The organism is Phenylobacterium sp. J426 (assembly GCF_024699945.1).
In the GTDB taxonomy this organism is placed as follows: Bacteria; Pseudomonadota; Alphaproteobacteria; order Caulobacterales; family Caulobacteraceae; genus Phenylobacterium.
Genome location: NZ_JAJOMY010000002.1, coordinates 1 through 16262 on the forward strand (window position 1 = coordinate 1; position 16262 = coordinate 16262).

Genomic DNA, 16262 nt, shown 5'->3' on the forward strand with positions numbered 1-16262 from the left:
ACACAAAGTTCCATCACACAGAACATACTCGCAGAACAGCGTGCCGCGTGACGGCTGAGCATGAGGGAAACGTCGATGCGGGGTATGATCCTGGCAGGTGTGTCCTTGGCTGCGCTTGCAGCCTCGGCGAACGGAGCGGCGGCGCAGGCCGCGCCGGCTTCGGACGTGCAGGAGGTGGTGGTCACGGGCTCGCGGATCGCTCGCACCGACTATGTCGCGGAAAGCCCGATCGTCACGCTAAGCGCCCAGGCGGTGGAAGCCCGCGGTCCGGCGACGATTGACCAGACCTTCAATCGAGATGCCGCAGTTCGCGGCCAGCAACGCCAACAGCGGTCTCGAGTCCCGCGCGGCAGGGGCGCAACAACGCCAACCTCCGAGGGCTGGGGATCCAGGCACGCTCGTAGCTGCTCGACGGCCGCCGCACGCACCCCTCCGACGCCCTTGGTGCCCGTAGACCTCAACTCCATCACCCCTGCACTCATCGAGGCGTCGAGGTGATCACCGGGGGAGCCTCCGCCGTCTTACGGCTCAGACGCCGTTGCGGGGTGGTCAATTTCAGCTGAAGCGCAACTTCCGCGGCCTCGAACTCGACGCCCAGTACGGCGTCACCGATCGCGGAGACGCCGAGGCGATCTCATTCGCTGCGACGGTCGGGGGAACGTTCGACGACGACCGCGGCCGGGCGGTGGCCTCGCTGACCTACTTCCCCGACCGCGGCGGCACCTTCCCGCGAGTCGCGACCCCTCTTCGAGCGTTCCGGCATCGCCAGCGCCGCACGGGGTAGAGCCATCGTGTCGACGCCTCGAACCTGCCGACGCAGGCGGCGCTCAACGCGCTCTTCGTGAGCCGCTATGGTTCAACCACCGCGCCTGCTCGAAATGCCTCGTTCGGCGTCAATGCCGACGGCACAGTCTTCACGACCGCGCCGATCCTCAACCTGCGCTATCCGGATGGCGAGCCCTATATCACCTTCGAGGGCCGCGTCGGCTATCCGCTCGGGAACACGCTCCCGCTCCAGACGCCGATCGAGCGTTACACCGGCTTCTTCCGCGGCAGCTACGACGTCACCGAGAACGTCGAGGCCTACCTCCAGTTCAACTACATGACCTACGACTCCGCCACAGCCGTCCAGGCTGGTCGGCGGGTTCGACCGCGCCGCTGGCGCTCATCCCGGTCACCAACCCTTTCATCCCCGCCGACCTGCGCCCGGTGCTGGCCTCACGCCCGAACCCGAACGCGCCGGTGAACTTCACTTTCAGCACCAGTCGCATCGGCCGCACGGCCTACGGTGTCGATTACGATCTGATGGAGACGCTCGTCGGCCTGCGCGGAGAGGTGCCGGGTCGGGACTGGACGTGGGACGTCTATGGCTCCTACGGCCGGACGGACGCCAGCGAGCGCACGTCCGGGTTGGGTCGCTGTCGCGGCCTGGAACACCCTCATCAACGCGGCCGACGGGGGCGCCTCGATCTGCCCGGAGGCTTCAACCCGTTCATTCCCGCAGCGCTGGAGTCCACGCCCGGCCAGGAGGCCTGCTTCAACTACCTGAACCGTACGCTGAGCGAGGAGACAGAGCTCACGCAGCAGATCGTCGAAGGTTCGCTGCAGGGCAGCCTGCTCGATCTGCCGGCCGGCCGTCTGCGCTTTGCGCTCAGCCAGCTACCGCCGCAGCACGTACGACTATAGTGCCGCCCGACGCGCGGGTGCGCGGCGAGGTCTGGCCGGTCCAGGCGACCGGCCCCTCCAACGGCTCCTACAATGTGCGCGAGGTTTCGCCGAGTTGTTCTTGCCGGTGCTGCGCGACCTGCTGCTGGTGGAAGAGCTGAACATCGACGTCGCCTACCGCCGGTCGGACTACAACCTCGTGGGCTCGGTCGACACCTACAAGGGCAGCATCGATTGGGCCATCGCATCCGGGCTTCGGTTCCGCGGCGGGTAACAGCGGGCCATCCGCGCGCCGAGCCTCGGCGAACTGTTCGCCGCCTGAACGCGCCTCCTCGGCCCTCGGCTCGACGGCGAGCGGCGCTGGCGATCCCTGCGACTCGATCGGACGCCTGCGCAACCCGGCGACGAACCCGAACGCCGCCCAAGTCCGCGCGCTCCCGATCGCCACGGGCGTCGCGCCTCGATCATCGACATCTATCGGTTCGCTGGAAGTTCGGTGAGCGGGGTGGCGTCCGGCAACCTCGACCTGAAAGGAGGAGACGGCCGACACCTGGACCGCCGGCCTCGTCTGGCAGAGCAAGTTCGAGCAGCCCTGGCTCAGCGGCCTGTCGGCGTCGCTGGATTTCTACGACATCAAGGTGAAGGACGCGATCGGGGTCATCACGGCGAGCGTGGGGCTCAACCGATGCTTCAACGCCGATGGTCAGTCCAACCCCACCTACGACCCGAACAACTACTACTGCTCGCTCACGACGCGGAACGTGAACGGCGGCATCGAGACCCAGCTCCAGCCGACGCTGAACCTCGCCGCCTACGAGGTCTCGGGGCTCGATTTCCAAACGGACTGGCGGATCCGGCTCGATGACGTCGGCATGGGGGACCTCGGCACGGTCAGCCTCAACCTGGTGGTCTCGCGGCTGCTCGACTACCGCATCCAGAACCTCGAAGGGGGCGCCGTTCCTCGACTACGCGGGCACGATTGGAAACGCCCAGATCGACTCCGGCGCCATCGGCTTCCCGAAGTGGAAGGTGGCCGCCAACCTGACCTACGAATACGGCCCCGCCACGGCGACGGTGAGCTACCGCTGGTACGATTCCATGACCCACGCCTCGGACGTGGGGCTCGCAAACCCGACGCTGCCGGGCGTGAAGGACCGCCAGTACGTCGACCTCACCGGCTCGTGGCGGGTCGATCAGAAGACGACGCTGGCGGGCAGGCGTGCTGAACGTGTTCGACACCGCGCCGCCGGTATGGACGGGTGCCGGAGCCACCGACCTCGCCCTCTACGACCTGTTGCAACGACGCTATTTCGTCGGCTTGAAGAGGCGCTTCTGATGCCAGTCATGCACCGCCGCCAGGCGATCCTTATGGCCGCCGCTTCGGCAGGGCTGATCGCCCTGCCGCCCGCCCGGGCCTCTGCCCAAGCCCCTGCCCAGGCCTCTGGGTCAGTCACCCCTCTCGTGACGGAGCCGATCAGCGCCTTCATCGCCGGGGGCCAGAAGATGGCGATCGACGCGGAGACGTTGGACCTTGGGAGCCGGCATCCTCGACACCCTGGCCTCCATCGTCGCCTGCCGTGACCTGGAGCCGTCCGAACTTGCGCGTCGCTACGCCCTGTCCCAGAGCGGAGACGCCCGGCGGGGCGCCGTGACGATCCTGGGCACCCGTCAGCGCGCGGGCTTGGCCGACGCCGTGTTCGCCGGCGCGATGACCGGCCACGGGGGCGGAGATCAACGATTTCATCCCCTCGGCCTTCGTTCAGCCGGGCCCCGCCATCGTCAGCGCCGCCGTCGGCTTGGCCGAGCAGCGCGGGAAGTCGGGGGGCGGAAATCCTGCGGTCGGTCATCATCGGTTACGAACTTGCCGGGCGCATGCCGAAGGCCCTTGGGATCGAGAACCTCCGCAGGGCCAACATCGCCAATCACGGCATTGGCCCGGTCTTCGGCACCGCCGCCGCCGCATCCTCGATCATCGGCTTGCCCGAGAACCGCATCCCGCATGTGCTCACCTACTGCGCCCAGCAGGCCTCCGGATCCTGGCAGTGGATGCTGGACGTCGAACATGTGGAGAAGTCGTTCGTCTTCGCCGGCATGGGTGCTCGGGCCGGGATGCAGGCGGCTCTGTTCGCAGAGCTCGGCTTCCGCGGCGTGCGCGACAGTCTGGACAATCCCGCCGGCTGGATGAACTCGCAGATCTTCCGCGGCCACGACGCCAATCGCGCCTACCTGATCGAGAAGCTGGGCGAGCGTTGGGAAATGCCGGAGACAGCCTACAAGCGCTATCCGGTGGGCGGCCCTACCCAGCCCGCCGTCCACGGCCTGCTGCAGCTGCTGCCGAAGATCGACAGAGCGCAGGTGGCCAGCGTGATGATCACCATGCCCGGGCGGTGGCAGGCGTTCCGCGACGCCGCGATGCCGGCTTTGAATCCTCCGCTACCTCAGCGCCATCATCCTGCTGGATGGCAGACTGGACTTCGTCTCGGCTCAATCGCTCGAGCGCATGCATGGAGATGAGCGCGCGAAGGCGCTGATGAGCCGCGTCGACGTGGCGCACGACCCGGCACAGGAACATGCGCCGGGCGAGGCGCGCACAGATCGGCGCGGGTGGTCGTCGTGCAGCAGGACGGCCGCCGGTTCGAGATCTACGTGCCTTATGTGGTGGGTTTCCCGTCGCATCCGATGAGCAAGGCCGACGTGGAGGCAAAGGCGCTTGAGCTGATGACACCGCGCCTCGGCGCCGGCCGCGCCCGAGATGTCGTCGCAGCGGTCTGGAACATCGAGGGGCTTGCCAAGGGCGGCCGGCTCTCCGCGCTCATCGGCGTCTGATGCGGCCAGTCCGCACGGCGTTGGCCGTCGTCGAAGCGATCGGACGTCGGCAGCCTGTCGGCGTTTCCGAACTGGCGCGTCGGCTCGACCTGCCGAAGTCCACCGTCCAGCGGACGCTGGGAGTGCTCGAGGACGCGGGTTGGATCGAGGCGTCCGACAGCGAACGGTCCGGCTGGTCCCTTAGCCTCAAGGCGGGGCTCGCGGTCGGCCGCGCAGACTACGCCACGCGTCGCTTGCGAACCGCGGCGCTGCCGGTGATGGAGGAGCTGCGCCGACGGACCAGCGAGTCCATCTACCTGGCGGTGCGCTTCGAGCGGCAGATCGCCCTCGTCGAGCGCTTGGACGGCCTAAACCCCGCGGTCCACGCCTGGCCCCTCTGGCAGGCTGGCCCGATGCACGCCACCTCGCTCGGCAAGGCGATCCTGGCGGCGCTGCCGGACGCCGAACTCGAGGACTACCTGTCCCGGCCCCCTGCGTGCGCTCACCGCTCGAACCCAGACTGACGCCGATGCGCTGCGGGCCGAACTGCGCGAAGCCAGGGCGCGCGGCTACGCCGTGACGTTCGAGACCAATTGGCCCGGCGAAAACGGCGTGGGCGCGGCGATCCGCAACGGATCCGGCGCTCCCTTCGCCGCCATCTCCATCTCGGCGCCGGTGGAGCGTGTCAATGAGGCGGCCTGCCTACGGCTGGGGGAGACACTGATGGAGGCTGCTCGACGCATCAGCCTCGGCTTGGCCGCTACAGGTTCCAAATAGCGGAACGCCATTGATTTCCTCACCAGTTTCCCGGCCTTCATCGCGGGAGATATGGCGAGGTTATTTTGGATACGACAGTTGCGAAGGGAATGGCGGTGCTGGAACTGCTGGCCAAGGCGGACGGGCCGCTGAGGCTGTCCGCGATCGCCGAGCAGCTCGATCTGCAGAAAAGCAACGTCCATCGTCTGCTTGGGACGCTGAGCACGCTCGGCTACGTGTTCCAGGAGGCGGAGACCGGGCGCTACCAGCCAAGCCTCAAGCTCTGGGAGCTAGGTGTCGGCATCATATCGGCCCATCCTGCAAAGCGCGCGGCCGCGCCCTTCATGCAGGACCTGCATCGTTCGACGGCCGAAACCGTGAGCCTCACCGTGCTGGATGGCGACGAGGTGCTCTATCTGGACAAGCTGCTGTCGCCGCGGCCCCTGCGGTTCACGACCCAGCCGGGCACTCGCGCTCCGGCGGCGCTCACCGCCTCTGGCCGGGCCATGCTGGCGCTCACGGGCGACCCGAGGCCCGTGCTGGCGCGCAGCGTGAAGCGCTGGTCGAAAGCCAAGGATCTGGACGTCGACGCCGTGATGTCCGAGCTCGAGCGGATCCGCCGCGACGGCTACGCCACCTCGGAGAGCAGCTGGACGCCCGGGATCGTCAGCGTCGCGGTGGCCATACCGACGCGGGGCGGCCCGGCGGCGCTCACCGTCTCTGGGCCGGCCGAGCGCATTTCGGACGAGAAGCGCCAGGAGATCATCGAGGCTGTGCTTCATACCGGCGCGCGGATCGCCGAAACGGTCGGCCGCCTCTAAGCGTCAGATAACCCCCTTCCCGATCAGATCTGTCACGTCGCCCTCGCCGTAGCCGAGCCAGGCCAGGATCTCGGCGCCGTGGCGCCCCGTGATCTCGGCTGGGGTGCGGATCGCCTTCTCGGCGCCTTCGATGTTCAGCGGAGAGGCCACCACGCGACGGACCGCCCCGCGCTCGTCCGTGATCGGCGTGGCGATTTTCAGGTGCTGGACCTGCGGGTCGGCGAACACTTGATCGACAGTGTAGATCGGGCCGCAGGGAAGCCCCTCGGGCTCAAGCTTTTCGACCCAGTAGGCTGTCGGCCGCTTGCGGGTCTCTGCCGCGATGGCGTCGTGCACGGCCTGGCGATCCCGGCCGCGGCCGACCTGGGTGGACCAGTCCTCCCGCTCCAGCCAGTCGGGTCGTCCTAGGATCTCGCAAAGCCGCCGCCACTGGTGCGAGGCGGATGCGGCGATGTTCACGTAGCCGTCCACGGTCGGGAAGACGCCGGTCGGCACCACTGTGGGATGCTCGTTGCCCGCCTGCCGCGGGGTCTCGCCGGTGGCCAGGTAGCGGGCGGCCTGGAAGTCCAGCATGAAGACCTGGCTCTCCAGCAGCGAGGTATGCACCCAGCGGCCCTCGCCCGTGCGCTCGCGCTCGTACAGGGCCATCATGATCGCGAGCGCCAGGAGGTTCCCCGCCGTCATGTCGGCGACGGCGATGCCGACACGCATTGGGCCTCGTCCCGGCTCGCCGGTCACCGACATCAGCCCGCTCATCCCCTGCGCGATTTGGTCCACGCCGGCCCGGCTCGCATAGGGTCCGGTCTGGCCGAAGCCCGAGATGCTGCCGTACACCAGGCGCGGATTGATGGCTCGGACATCCTCCCAGGCGATCTTCAGCCTATGCTTCACGGGAGCCCGCATGTTCTCAACGAGGACGTCGGCGCGCGCCACCAGCTTGAGAAAGACCTCGTGGCCCTCGGCCGTCTTCAGGTCCAGGGTCATGACCCGCTTGTTCCGGTGCAGGTTCTGATAATCGGCCCCCTCGCGCGCCCGATGACCTCCTCGCCGCCGGTGTCGGGCGGTTGGATGCGGATCACGTCCGCGCCCCAGTCGGCCAGGTGCCGTACGCAGGTGGGGCCGGCGCGCGCGAGGGTCAGGTCGAGGACGACCAAGCCTTCCAGGGGCAGCCGGCCGGCGCCCTCCGTGCGGCCAGGATTCGAGGCGGCTTCGCTCACGCGCGGGCTCCTTGGGCAGGGGTCTGGTCCACGCGGGACCTAGCGGCGAGGGCGGCCATTCAGCGGCCCTGGAAGCGGGGCGTCCGCTTTTCCAGGAAGGCGCGACGGCCCTCAGCGTAATCTTCGCTGTCGAAGCAGGCCTTCACCGCTTCCTCGACGGCTGTCAGATCCCGCTCGTCGGGATCCTTCAGCGACTGTCCGATAGCGAGCTTGGCGGCGCGGATCGTAAGCGGCGCGTTGGCGGCGATGGATTCAGCAAGCTTGCAGACCTCAGCGCGCAGATCTTCCTGAGCCGTCATTCGGTTGATCAGCCCCATCCGCAACGCTGTCTCGGCTGGGAAGCGTTCGGCGGTGAACAGGATCTCCCGTGCGACGCCGGGGCCGACAAGCTGCACCAGCTTCTGCACGCCGGGGAAGTTGTAGCCGAGCCCCAGGCGCGCGGCAGGGATGCCGAACCGAGAGCGATCCGACGCGACCCGCAGGTCACAGGCCAGCGCCACGGCCAAGCCCCCGCCGATGCAGAAGCCGTCGATCATGGCGATGGACGGTTTCCGCAGCCGAGCCAGCGCACCATGTCCCTTGCCGCTCACGGCCTTGTAGCGCTCGTTGGCTTCGGCCGTGGCCCGCGCGGTCTCAAACTGCGAGATGTCGGCGCCCGCGACGAACGACTGCCCGCCCGCGCCAGTGATCACCACCACACGAACCGTCGGGTCGGCTTCGAAGGCGTCCAGCACGCGCGGAATCGCCTCCCACATCTCGAGCGAGACCGCATTCCGTCGCTCGGGGTTGTTGAATGTGAGCCAGCCGATAGGGGCCTCGATGCGGCCTGTCAGCTTCTCCGTCCCACTGTCCATTCGGTCGGGTTGAGTCATCCGCCTAGCCTCCTCGTCCCGTGGCCCTACCTGGATTGGCGAGATCCGGCAAGATGTTCTGATAAATGGAACGGCATATCAAAACGCTTGAGGCCGTCGCATATTTGAACTAGCGGTGCGCTCATGACGGCGACGAGACATGAGCAAGCGCTGCGGGGCCCATTCGCGGATCTTCCCGGACTGGTGCGGATGGCGGCGGCGGAACGACCCGGTCGTCCGGCGGTGAGGGAAGGCGATCTGACGCTGAGCTACGCCGAGCTTGCTGCACTGGCGGATCGTATCGCCGCGACGCTGGCGGGTGCGGGGGGTGGGGCCGGGCGACGCCGTGGCGCTGTGCGCGCCCACGTCCGCCGCTTATGTGGCCAGCTTCCTGGCGGTGCTGCAGATAGGCGGGGTCGTGACGCCGCTCGCGCCTGGATCGAGCGCTGCGGCGCTGGCCGCGATGATCGCCGACAGCGGCGCGCGGCTGCTGCTCCACGACACCGTGACGGCCGCCGCGCTCGACGAGGAGGGGTTCCGGGGGCCGACTTTCGGGTGCGGATGGAGGGGCTGGACGATCCCGCCTTCCAAGCTTGGCTCGCGCCGGAAGGCAGTGTCGGGCCCCGCGCGTCCATCGATCCCGAGCAGCCCTTCAACATAATCTATTCATCGGGCACGACCGGCGCGCCCAAGGGCATCGTTCAATCGCACAGGATGCGCTGGGGACATGTCGTGCGCGGCGAGACGCTGGGGTACGACACCTCGTCGATCGCGATCATCTCCACGCCGCTCTATTCGAACACGACGTTGGTCAGCCTCGTACCGGCCCTGGCGCGTGGCGGGACTGTGGTGCTGATGCGCAAGTTCGATGCCCACGCCTTCCTTGAGGTGGCCCAGGCAGTCCGCGCGACCCACGCCATGCTGGTGCCGGTGCAGTACCGCCGGCTGATGGACCTGACGGACTTCGACAGGTTCGATCTCTCCAGCTTCCGCATGAAGACCTGCACCAGCGCGCCGTTCGCCGCCGAGCTGAAGGACGACATCCTGCGGCGCTGGCCCGGCGGGCTGGTCGAAATCTTCGGCATGACCGAAGGCGGCGGCACCTGCCTGTTGTTTGCCCACGAGCATCCGGACAAGCTGCACACGGTGGGCCGTCCGGCCGAAGGCCACGATATCCGCCTGATCGACGAGGATGGACGCGCGGCGCCGCAGGGCGAGCTGGGCGAAGTCGTAGGTCGCTCCGGCGCGATGATGATCGGCTATCACAACCAGCCGGAGAAAACCCGCGAGGCCGAGTGGTACGACGCCGAGGGGCGGCGCTTCATCCGCACCGGCGACATCGGCCGCTTCGACCCGGACGGCTTCCTGGTCCTGATGGACCGGAAGAAGGACATGATCATCTCGGGTGGGTTCAACATCTATCCGAGCGATATCGAGGCCGTCCTGGCGCGGCATCCTGCAGTGGCCGAGGCGGCCGTGGTCGGCGCCCCATCGCGCGCCTGGGGCGAGACCCCCGTGGCCTTCGTCACCGCCGCGCCCGACGCGTCGCTCGACCGCGAGGAACTTCGCGCCTGGGTCAACCGACAGGTGGGCAAGACCCAGCGGCTCGCCGCCGTGGTCGTCCGCGACGCCCTGCCCAGGAGCACCATCGGCAAGGTCCTAAAGCGCGAGCTGCGTGACGAAGCCGCCGCGGCAATCGGCGAGGAGGCCCCTGCCGGCGTCTGACCACCGACTTCAAGCCCAACACAAAGATAAACAAGGGGAGGCTCATGAAAGCGATCTATTGGCTGGCGACATGCTCCGCGGCTGCGCTGCTGAGCGCGACCGCGGCGGTGACGGGGGCCGCGGCGCAGGAGGCGGCTCAACCCGCCGACGTCGGCGAGGTGGTCGTCACTGGCTCGCGCATCGCCCGCAAGGACTACGCCGCCGACAGCCCGGTCGTGACGCTGAGCGAACAAGCGCTGGAGATCTCGGGACCGGCTTCGATCGAGCAGACGCTCAACCAGCTCCCGCAGTTCGGCGCCCTCCAGGGCACGACCACGGCCTCGCCCGCCAAGCAGGGCCGCTCGAGCGCCAACCTTCGGGGGCTTGGCCCGACACGCACCCTGGTGCTGATGGACGGCCGGCGGATGCAGCCCTCGGACGCCCAGGGCACGATCGACCTCAACACGGTCGCCTCCAGCCTGATCGGCGGGGTGGAGATCATCACCGGCGGCGCCTCCGCCGTGTACGGCTCGGACGCCATCGCCGGCGTCGTGAACCTGAAGCTCAAGACCGACTTCGAAGGTCTGGTGCTTGACGCGCAGTACGGGGAGACGCACCGCGCCGACGGCGACACCTACGAACTCAGCGCGGCGTTCGGCGGCGACTTCAACGATGGCCGAGGCCATGCCGTGGTCTCGCTGTCCTATTTCAATCGCGAAGAAATCTACGGTCGCTCGCGCGACTTCTTCGCGGCCACCGGCATCGCCGGCCAACTGCGCGGCGGGGTCGTGCAGGCCGAGGCCTCCAACCTGCCCTCGCAGGCGGCGCTCAACGCGATCTTCGTGAGCGGCTACGGAGCCGGCACGAACCCGCTGCGGAACCAGGCCATAGGGGTCAATCGGGACGGCACGCTGTTCACGTCGACCGCCCCCATCCTCAACCTGCGCTACGCCGATCACGACCCCTATATCGTCGACCAGGGCCAGCGGGTCGGCTTCCCGCTCGCAGAGACCTACTTCCTGCAGAGCCCCATGGAGCGCTACGCGGTGTTCGGTCGGGCCGAGCACGCGGTCGGCGACCGTGTCACCGCCTATGCTCAGGTCAATCTGACCGACTACAAGTCGCAATGGACGCGCAACGGCGACACGGCGACGTCGGCGACGGCGACGGCGTCCATCCCGCTCAGCAACCCGTTCATCCCCGCCGATCTGCGGACGGTTCTGGCGTCGCGGCCGAACCCCAACGCGCCGATCAACTTCGCCTTCAACACCGGCGGGGTCGGCCCGCGCGTGAACTACCAGAGCTACGATGTGCGCCAGTACATGGTGGGCGTGAAGGGGCACGCCTGGCGCGACTGGACGTGGGACGTCTATGCCACCTATGGCAAGACTAAGCTCAACGAGATCCAAGACGGCTACATCGATCGGACGGCCTGGGCGGCGCTAGTCAGCGCCCCCCGACGGCGGCCGCAGCGTCTGCGAGGGCGGCTATAATCCCTTCAATCCTGACCCGCTGATCCTCAATCCGGCCAAGCGGGGTTGCTACGACTATCTGAACCGAACGCTGAAGGAGAACACCAGCTTCGAACAGCAGGTGATCGAAGGCACGGCTCAGGGCGCCTTGTTCGCCCTGCCGGCGGGTGATGTGCGGGCCGCGATTGGGGCGAGTTACCGGCGCAATGCCTACAACTTTCTTCCCGACACCGCGCGCACCTTCCGGACGGTCTATCCCGATCAGTCGACGGGACCGACTGGCGGTTCGCTGGACGTCTATGAAGGATTCGCCGAACTGCTGATCCCGCTGCTCAGCGATCTGCCGTTCGCAAAGGAGGTCAACCTCGACCTCGCCTATCGCTTCTCGGACTACAGCACCGTCGGCGGCGTCCACACCTACAAGGGCAGCGTCGACTGGAACATCGTGGGCGCCCTGCGATTCCGCGGGGGATACCAACGCGCCATCCGGGCCCCGAATCTCGCCGAACTCTACGCGCCGCCAGAACGGTCGCTGCCGCAGATCGGCTCCGTGGCCGGCGGGGCGGGCGACTTCTGCGACGCCAACAGTCGCCTGCGCACCGGCGCGAACGCCGCACAGGTTCGCGCGCTGTGCCTGGCCCAGGGCGTCCCGGCGAGTGTGATCGATCTCTTCCGCTTCTCGGGCAGCGCAGTGCCGGCAGTCACCGCGGGCAATACCGACCTCAAGGAAGAGACGGCCGACACCTACACCGCAGGCCTCGTCTGGCGCTCACGCTCGGACCATCCACTGCTGTCCGGCCTGTCGGCGTCGGTCGACTACTATGACATCAGCGTAAAGGACGCGATCGGGCAGATCACGACGGCGCTCAGCTTCCAACGTTGCTTCAACGCGGACGGCAGGTCCAACCCGACCTATGCGGCGTCGAACTACTTCTGCTCGCTGATCACCCGCAACACCGCCACAGGCGCGGTGGAGCAAGCCCTGCAGCCGACGTTGAACCTCGGCGCTTATAAGACTTCAGGCGTCGACGTGCAGGTCGACTATCGCGTGGCTCTCGAAGACCTGGGACTTGGCGACCGCGGTGACCTCAGCGCCAACATCGTCGTCTCGCACCTGCGCTCGTTCAAGATCCAGAACCTGGAGGGCCAGCCGTTCGTCGACTACGCCGGGACAATCGGCAACACCCAGGTCGACCCGAACACCGTCAGCTTCCCAGAATGGAAGATCTTCGCCAGTCTCACCTGGGACGGGGGGCCCTTCGCGGCGACGCTGCGCGCGCGCTTCTACGACAAGATGGACAACCATCAGAATGTCGGCCTCGCCAACGGGACGTTGCCGGGCGTGAAGTCGCGGCAGTACTTCGATCTCGCGGGGCGATATGACCTCGACAGCAAAACCGAATTCCGGGCAGGCGTGCTGAACCTCTTCGACACCGTGCCGCCGGCCTATGTGCAGGGCGCCGTGCCTGACCCAGCGCTCTACGATGTGCTGGGACGCCGCTACTACGTCGGCGTCAACAGGCGCTTCTGAGGAACCTCACACCCGTGACAAGCTCCCCGTCCGCTTCCGAGCCGCAGTCGGCGCCGTTCAGCCCTGGCTACAGGCGCTATCTGCTGTTCGCGCTGCTGCTGGTCATGATCCTGAATGTCCTCGACCGGCAGGTCATCAACGTCCTCGCCGAGCCGATTAAGCAGGAACTCGGGCTGACGGACACCCAACTCGGCCTGCTGACGGGGCTGGCCTTCGCCTTGTTCTACAATGTGGTGGGCATCCCGCTCGGCCGATTGGCGGACAACGCCCGCACCAACCGGGTGACGCTCATTTCGGCCTCTTTGGCGGTGTGGTCCGGCATGACGGCGCTTTGCGGGGCCGCTCAGAGCTTTGGCCACATCCTGCTGGCGCGGATCGGCGTGGCGGCCGGTGAGGCGGGCTGCGTGCCTCCGGCTCATTCCCTGATTGCCGACACAGTACCGCTCGCCAAGCGGGCGAGAGCTCTGGCCATCTTCGGGCTCGGGGTGCCGATCGGGGCGCTGCTGGGCAAGGCGATGGGCGGCGTTCTGGCAGATGCCTTCGGCTGGCGGTCGGCCTTCTTCATCGTCGGCATTCCCGGCATCCTCCTGGCGGCCGTGCTGCTCCTCACGGTTCGTGAACCTCGGCGGATGCGGGTCGCAAGCGCGGCGGCGCCGGCAGCGCGGATACCTCTGCGCGAGGTGGTGCGCGAGATCCGTCGCTCGCCGGTCCTGGTGAACCTCACGCTTGCCGTCTCAACAGCCAGCCTGCTCGTCACCGGCGGCAGCGTCTGGGGTATGGTCCACTTCATCCGCAACCATCACCTGACTCCCGGAACGGCGGGTGTCTGGATCGGGCTGAGCGGCGGCATCGCGGGGATCATCGGCACCTGGCTGGGCGGTGTGGTCGCCGATCGCTACGGGGTCCGCGATCCTCGCCATTATATGACGGCTCCCATCCTTGGCATGATCTTCACCGTGCCGCTGCTGCTGCTCGCCTGGCACACGAACAACTGGATGCTGGCGATCGCCCTGCTGTTCCTGCCCGACATGTTCGACAACCTCTATTACGGCGGCGTCTTCGCGGCGGTGCAGAGCCTGGTCAGCGACCGCACCCGCGCAACGGCGACGGCGACAATGCTATTCGTGATGACTCTGGTCGGCACAGGGTTCGGCGCCCTGTCGTTCGGCATGGTCAGCGATCTGCTCAAACCGTTCGCCGGGGAAGGAGAAAGCGTCCGCTGGGTGCTCATGGGCGCCGCCGTTCTCTACCTCGTGCCGGCTTATTTCTACTGGCGCGCCAGCCGGCACATCCGGCGTGAGTTCGCGTCGCTCCGCGCAGCGGACGCGCCGCTCGCCGTCAGCTAATCGGCTACCCGGTGACGTTAGACACGCCGGCCGGCGAAACTTACGAAATGGCTGAAACGCAATTCTAGATAATGGAATATTGCCCGATTGGATCGGGCTATCCGACGGAGGCGAGCATGGACGCGGCAGTTAGGAACGAGGGAGAGGATTTCCCGACGGGCGCGTGGGAACTCCCTGAAGAGCTGAAGATGCTCCAGGAAACGGTCCGGCGGTTTATGGAGACCGAGGTCCGCCCGCTCGAGGAGACACTGCCGCACGATGCGTTTGGCCTGCCGCCCGAGCTGCTGAAGCCGCTGCAGGCCAAGGCCCGGGCGCTCGGCCTGTGGTCCCTGGCGACGCCTAAGGCATACGGGGGCGCGGGCATGGGCGTGCTGGCCCAGACGCTTGTCGCCGAAGAGGCGGCCAAGTGCCGGATGGGCGCCTACTTCCCGGCGCTGGGCGCGTTTGGGGGCGACCCACCCAACGTGTTGCTGCGCGGTACGCCGGAGCAGTTCGAGAGGTACGCGAAGCCCATCATCGAGAACGGGGGCAAGGCGTTCTCCGCCATCAGCGAGCCGTCCGGCGGTTCTGATCCCGCCCGTTCTATCCGCTGCCGCGCCGAACTGCGTGGTGACCATTACGTCCTGAACGGAACCAAGCTCTGGATCACCGCCGCCGGCTCGGCGAAGTACGGCGTCGTCTACGCTCGCACCGGCGAGCTGGGCCAGCGGGGCGGCATCACCTGCTTCATCGTCGAGAGCGACACGCCCGGCCTGACCATGCGGCCTGTCGGCGTGATCCGCTCCTACAGCCCCTATGAGCTTCACTTCGAGAACGTCAAGGTGCCGGTCGAGAACCGCCTCGGCGAAGAGGGCCAGGGCTTCAAGCTCGCCGAAACCTGGCTGGTGCACGCCCGCATGCCTTATGCCGCTGGCACCATCGGCATCGCTCAGTATGCACTCGACCTGGCGATCGAATGGGCCAAGAGCCGTGAGGTTTTCGGCTCGCCGCTGGCCGAGAAGCAGGCGATCCAATGGATGATCGCCGATTCCGAGATCGAGCTTCGCGCCGCCCGTCTCCTTACCTACCAAGCCGCGTGGAACGCCGACCTCGGCAAGGACGTGAAGGTCGACGCCTCGGTGTGCAAGGTGTTCGGCACAGAGACCGCCTTCCGCGTGGTCGACCGCTGCATCCAGATATTCGGAGCAATGGGTGTTGCACAGGAGCTGCCGCTGGAACGCTGGTTCCGCGAGCTGCGCATCAAGCGCATCGGCGAGGGACCCAGCGAGGTGCACCGGATGGTGGTCTCCCGCAGCCTCTTGAGCGGGCGCCGCTGAGATGTCGATCGACCTGTCCGTGGACGACGACGGCATCGCTCTGGTCACCATCAACCGGCCCGAGAAGATGAACGCGCTCGACGCGGAACACTACGAGGGGCTTTCCGAGGCCTGGATCCGCGTCCGCGACGATCCGGCGATACGGGTTGCGATCGTCACCGGTGCGGGCGACCGGGCGTTCTGCGCCGGTGCAGACCTGAAGAGCTACATCGGCCAGCAGGGCGAGCTTGGACGCCACTGGCAGACCCAGAAGGGTCAGCTTCTGAACCGCGGTCTGGAGGTGTGGAAGCCGGTAATCGCCGCGGTGAACGGCGTCTGCATCGGAGGTGGGGTGACGCTGCTGTTGGCGGCCGACATCCGCATCAGCGTTCCGGGCGTCAATTTCGGCGTGGCCGAGGTGAAGCGCGGCGTCATCGCGGCCAACGGCGGCACCCAACGGCTGATCCGCCAGCTTCCCTACGCCGTCGCCATGGAGATGCTGCTGACCGGTGATCCCATCCCGGCCGAAGAGGCGCTGCGGTGGGGGCTGATCAACCAAATCGTCGCCCGCGAGGTTCTGATGAGCACGGCCTACGACTACGCCCGGCGCATCGCCGCGAACGCGCCGCTCGCCATCCAGGCGACGAAGGAGCTGGCCGTGCGCTCGCGCGACATGAGCTTAGCTGACGGCCTGCGTCTGGAACAGATGGTCAGCCGCATCCTGCAGGGCTCGGAGGACGTCCAGGAAGGCCGCGCCGCCTTCGCCGAGAAGCGGACGCCAAGGTTCAGGGGGCGTTGA

21 protein-coding genes and 1 pseudogene are annotated in these 16262 nt (G+C 67.4%); 18 read left to right on the top strand and 4 right to left on the bottom strand.

Annotation, left to right across the window (positions count from 1 at the left end; translation table 11 throughout):
• Nucleotides 1-185, bottom strand: a 185-nt coding sequence (locus LRS10_RS21650) for a hypothetical protein (protein WP_257839250.1), incomplete at its 3' end; no start/stop codon positions are given.
• A 353-nt stretch (nucleotides 186-538) separates the two neighbouring features.
• Between LRS10_RS21650 and LRS10_RS21655 the strand changes: the two genes are divergently transcribed.
• From LRS10_RS21655 to LRS10_RS21705, 11 genes and pseudogenes are all read left to right on the top strand, one after another.
• The gene (locus LRS10_RS21655) at nucleotides 539-784 is read left to right on the top strand and encodes a hypothetical protein (protein WP_257839251.1); all 246 of its coding nucleotides are present in this window, start codon (nucleotides 539-541) and stop codon (nucleotides 782-784) included.
• A gap of 57 nt (nucleotides 785-841) precedes the next feature.
• A complete protein-coding gene (locus LRS10_RS21660) occupies nucleotides 842-1246 on the top strand; it encodes a hypothetical protein (protein ID WP_257839252.1) in 405 nt (134 codons plus the stop codon).
• Nucleotides 1243-1686 (top strand): hypothetical protein, encoded by a 444-nt coding sequence (locus LRS10_RS21665; protein WP_257839253.1) that lies wholly within the window; start codon nucleotides 1243-1245, stop codon nucleotides 1684-1686. The genes LRS10_RS21660 and LRS10_RS21665 overlap by 4 nt, the downstream gene beginning before the upstream one ends.
• 100 nt (nucleotides 1687-1786) lie before the next feature.
• Complete coding sequence (locus tag LRS10_RS21670; protein WP_257839254.1) at nucleotides 1787-1939, top strand: hypothetical protein; 153 nt, start codon at nucleotides 1787-1789, stop codon at nucleotides 1937-1939.
• Between the two features lie 364 nt (nucleotides 1940-2303).
• Nucleotides 2304-2891 (top strand): hypothetical protein, encoded by a 588-nt coding sequence (locus tag LRS10_RS21675; RefSeq protein WP_374571166.1) that lies wholly within the window; start codon nucleotides 2304-2306, stop codon nucleotides 2889-2891.
• A 109-nt stretch (nucleotides 2892-3000) separates the two neighbouring features.
• Entirely contained in the window at nucleotides 3001-3246 is a 246-nt protein-coding gene (locus LRS10_RS21680; RefSeq protein ID WP_257839255.1) for a hypothetical protein, read from the top strand.
• A gap of 156 nt (nucleotides 3247-3402) precedes the next feature.
• Nucleotides 3403-4179 (top strand): MmgE/PrpD family protein, encoded by a 777-nt coding sequence (locus LRS10_RS21685; RefSeq protein WP_257839546.1) that lies wholly within the window; start codon nucleotides 3403-3405, stop codon nucleotides 4177-4179.
• A gap of 84 nt (nucleotides 4180-4263) precedes the next feature.
• Nucleotides 4264-4491: pseudogene (locus tag LRS10_RS21690) on the top strand (hypothetical protein); the annotation flags it as partial.
• A complete protein-coding gene (locus LRS10_RS21695) occupies nucleotides 4491-4994 on the top strand; it encodes an IclR family transcriptional regulator (protein WP_257839256.1) in 504 nt (167 codons plus the stop codon). The pseudogene LRS10_RS21690 and the gene LRS10_RS21695, both read left to right, overlap by 1 nt.
• 22 nt (nucleotides 4995-5016) lie before the next feature.
• On the top strand, nucleotides 5017-5247 hold the full coding sequence (locus tag LRS10_RS21700) for an IclR family transcriptional regulator C-terminal domain-containing protein (protein ID WP_257839547.1): 231 nt from the start codon (nucleotides 5017-5019) through the stop codon (nucleotides 5245-5247).
• Nucleotides 5248-5312: 65 nt separating this feature from the next.
• A complete protein-coding gene (locus tag LRS10_RS21705; RefSeq protein ID WP_257839257.1) occupies nucleotides 5313-6047 on the top strand; it encodes an IclR family transcriptional regulator in 735 nt (244 codons plus the stop codon).
• A 3-nt stretch (nucleotides 6048-6050) separates the two neighbouring features.
• On the opposite strand, the gene LRS10_RS21710 is transcribed toward LRS10_RS21705, so the two are convergent.
• Genes LRS10_RS21710 through LRS10_RS21720 form a run of 3 tightly spaced genes read right to left on the bottom strand, consistent with a single transcriptional unit; the run spans nucleotide 6051 to nucleotide 8136 of the window.
• Nucleotides 6051-7031 (bottom strand): CaiB/BaiF CoA-transferase family protein, encoded by a 981-nt coding sequence (locus LRS10_RS21710; RefSeq protein WP_257839258.1) that lies wholly within the window; start codon nucleotides 7029-7031, stop codon nucleotides 6051-6053.
• Nucleotides 7028-7264: a CoA transferase gene (locus LRS10_RS21715; RefSeq protein ID WP_257839259.1), complete on the bottom strand. Its 237-nt coding sequence runs from the start codon at nucleotides 7262-7264 to the stop codon at nucleotides 7028-7030. Before LRS10_RS21715 ends, LRS10_RS21710 begins: the two co-directional genes overlap by 4 nt.
• Nucleotides 7265-7323: 59 nt before the next feature.
• The gene (locus tag LRS10_RS21720) at nucleotides 7324-8136 is read right to left on the bottom strand and encodes an enoyl-CoA hydratase (protein WP_257839260.1); all 813 of its coding nucleotides are present in this window, start codon (nucleotides 8134-8136) and stop codon (nucleotides 7324-7326) included.
• A 358-nt stretch (nucleotides 8137-8494) separates the two neighbouring features.
• On the opposite strand from LRS10_RS21720, the gene LRS10_RS24635 reads away from it, so the two are divergent.
• The 7 genes from LRS10_RS24635 to LRS10_RS21750 all read left to right on the top strand — a co-directional run bounded on the left by LRS10_RS24635 (nucleotide 8495) and on the right by LRS10_RS21750 (nucleotide 16262).
• The gene (locus LRS10_RS24635; RefSeq protein ID WP_308238043.1) at nucleotides 8495-8776 is read left to right on the top strand and encodes an AMP-binding protein; all 282 of its coding nucleotides are present in this window, start codon (nucleotides 8495-8497) and stop codon (nucleotides 8774-8776) included.
• Entirely contained in the window at nucleotides 8677-9840 is a 1164-nt protein-coding gene (locus tag LRS10_RS21725) for a fatty acid--CoA ligase family protein (RefSeq protein WP_308238033.1), read from the top strand. The genes LRS10_RS24635 and LRS10_RS21725 overlap by 100 nt, the downstream gene beginning before the upstream one ends.
• 44 nt (nucleotides 9841-9884) lie before the next feature.
• A complete protein-coding gene (locus LRS10_RS21730) occupies nucleotides 9885-11312 on the top strand; it encodes a TonB-dependent siderophore receptor (RefSeq protein ID WP_257839261.1) in 1428 nt (475 codons plus the stop codon).
• Between the two features lie 100 nt (nucleotides 11313-11412).
• Nucleotides 11413-12822 carry a TonB-dependent receptor domain-containing protein gene (locus LRS10_RS21735; protein ID WP_257839262.1) on the top strand — a complete coding sequence of 470 codons (1410 nt, stop codon included), beginning with the start codon at nucleotides 11413-11415 and terminating at the stop codon, nucleotides 12820-12822.
• A 14-nt stretch (nucleotides 12823-12836) separates the two neighbouring features.
• Nucleotides 12837-14168: an MFS transporter gene (locus LRS10_RS21740; protein WP_257839263.1), complete on the top strand. Its 1332-nt coding sequence runs from the start codon at nucleotides 12837-12839 to the stop codon at nucleotides 14166-14168.
• A gap of 116 nt (nucleotides 14169-14284) precedes the next feature.
• On the top strand, nucleotides 14285-15484 hold the full coding sequence (locus tag LRS10_RS21745; protein WP_257839264.1) for an acyl-CoA dehydrogenase family protein: 1200 nt from the start codon (nucleotides 14285-14287) through the stop codon (nucleotides 15482-15484).
• 1 nt (nucleotide 15485) lies between these two features.
• Nucleotides 15486-16262, top strand: a complete 777-nt coding sequence (locus LRS10_RS21750) for an enoyl-CoA hydratase/isomerase family protein (protein WP_257839265.1) — start codon at nucleotides 15486-15488, stop codon at nucleotides 16260-16262.

Excerpts from the sequence above, each read along its gene's own strand:
- LRS10_RS21680 (WP_257839255.1), top strand. The coding sequence starts at position 3,001 with ATGCCAGTCATGCACCGCCGCCAGGCGATCCTTATGGCCGCCGCTTCG.
- LRS10_RS21695 (WP_257839256.1), top strand. The coding sequence starts at position 4,491 with ATGCGGCCAGTCCGCACGGCGTTGGCCGTCGTCGAAGCGATCGGACGT.
- LRS10_RS21710 (WP_257839258.1), bottom strand. The coding sequence starts at position 7,031 with ATGACCCTGGACCTGAAGACGGCCGAGGGCCACGAGGTCTTTCTCAAG.
- LRS10_RS21720 (WP_257839260.1), bottom strand. The coding sequence starts at position 8,136 with ATGACTCAACCCGACCGAATGGACAGTGGGACGGAGAAGCTGACAGGC.
- LRS10_RS21725 (WP_308238033.1), top strand. The coding sequence starts at position 8,677 with ATGGAGGGGCTGGACGATCCCGCCTTCCAAGCTTGGCTCGCGCCGGAA.
- LRS10_RS21730 (WP_257839261.1), top strand. The coding sequence starts at position 9,885 with ATGAAAGCGATCTATTGGCTGGCGACATGCTCCGCGGCTGCGCTGCTG.
- LRS10_RS21745 (WP_257839264.1), top strand. The coding sequence starts at position 14,285 with ATGGACGCGGCAGTTAGGAACGAGGGAGAGGATTTCCCGACGGGCGCG.
- LRS10_RS21750 (WP_257839265.1), top strand. The coding sequence starts at position 15,486 with ATGTCGATCGACCTGTCCGTGGACGACGACGGCATCGCTCTGGTCACC.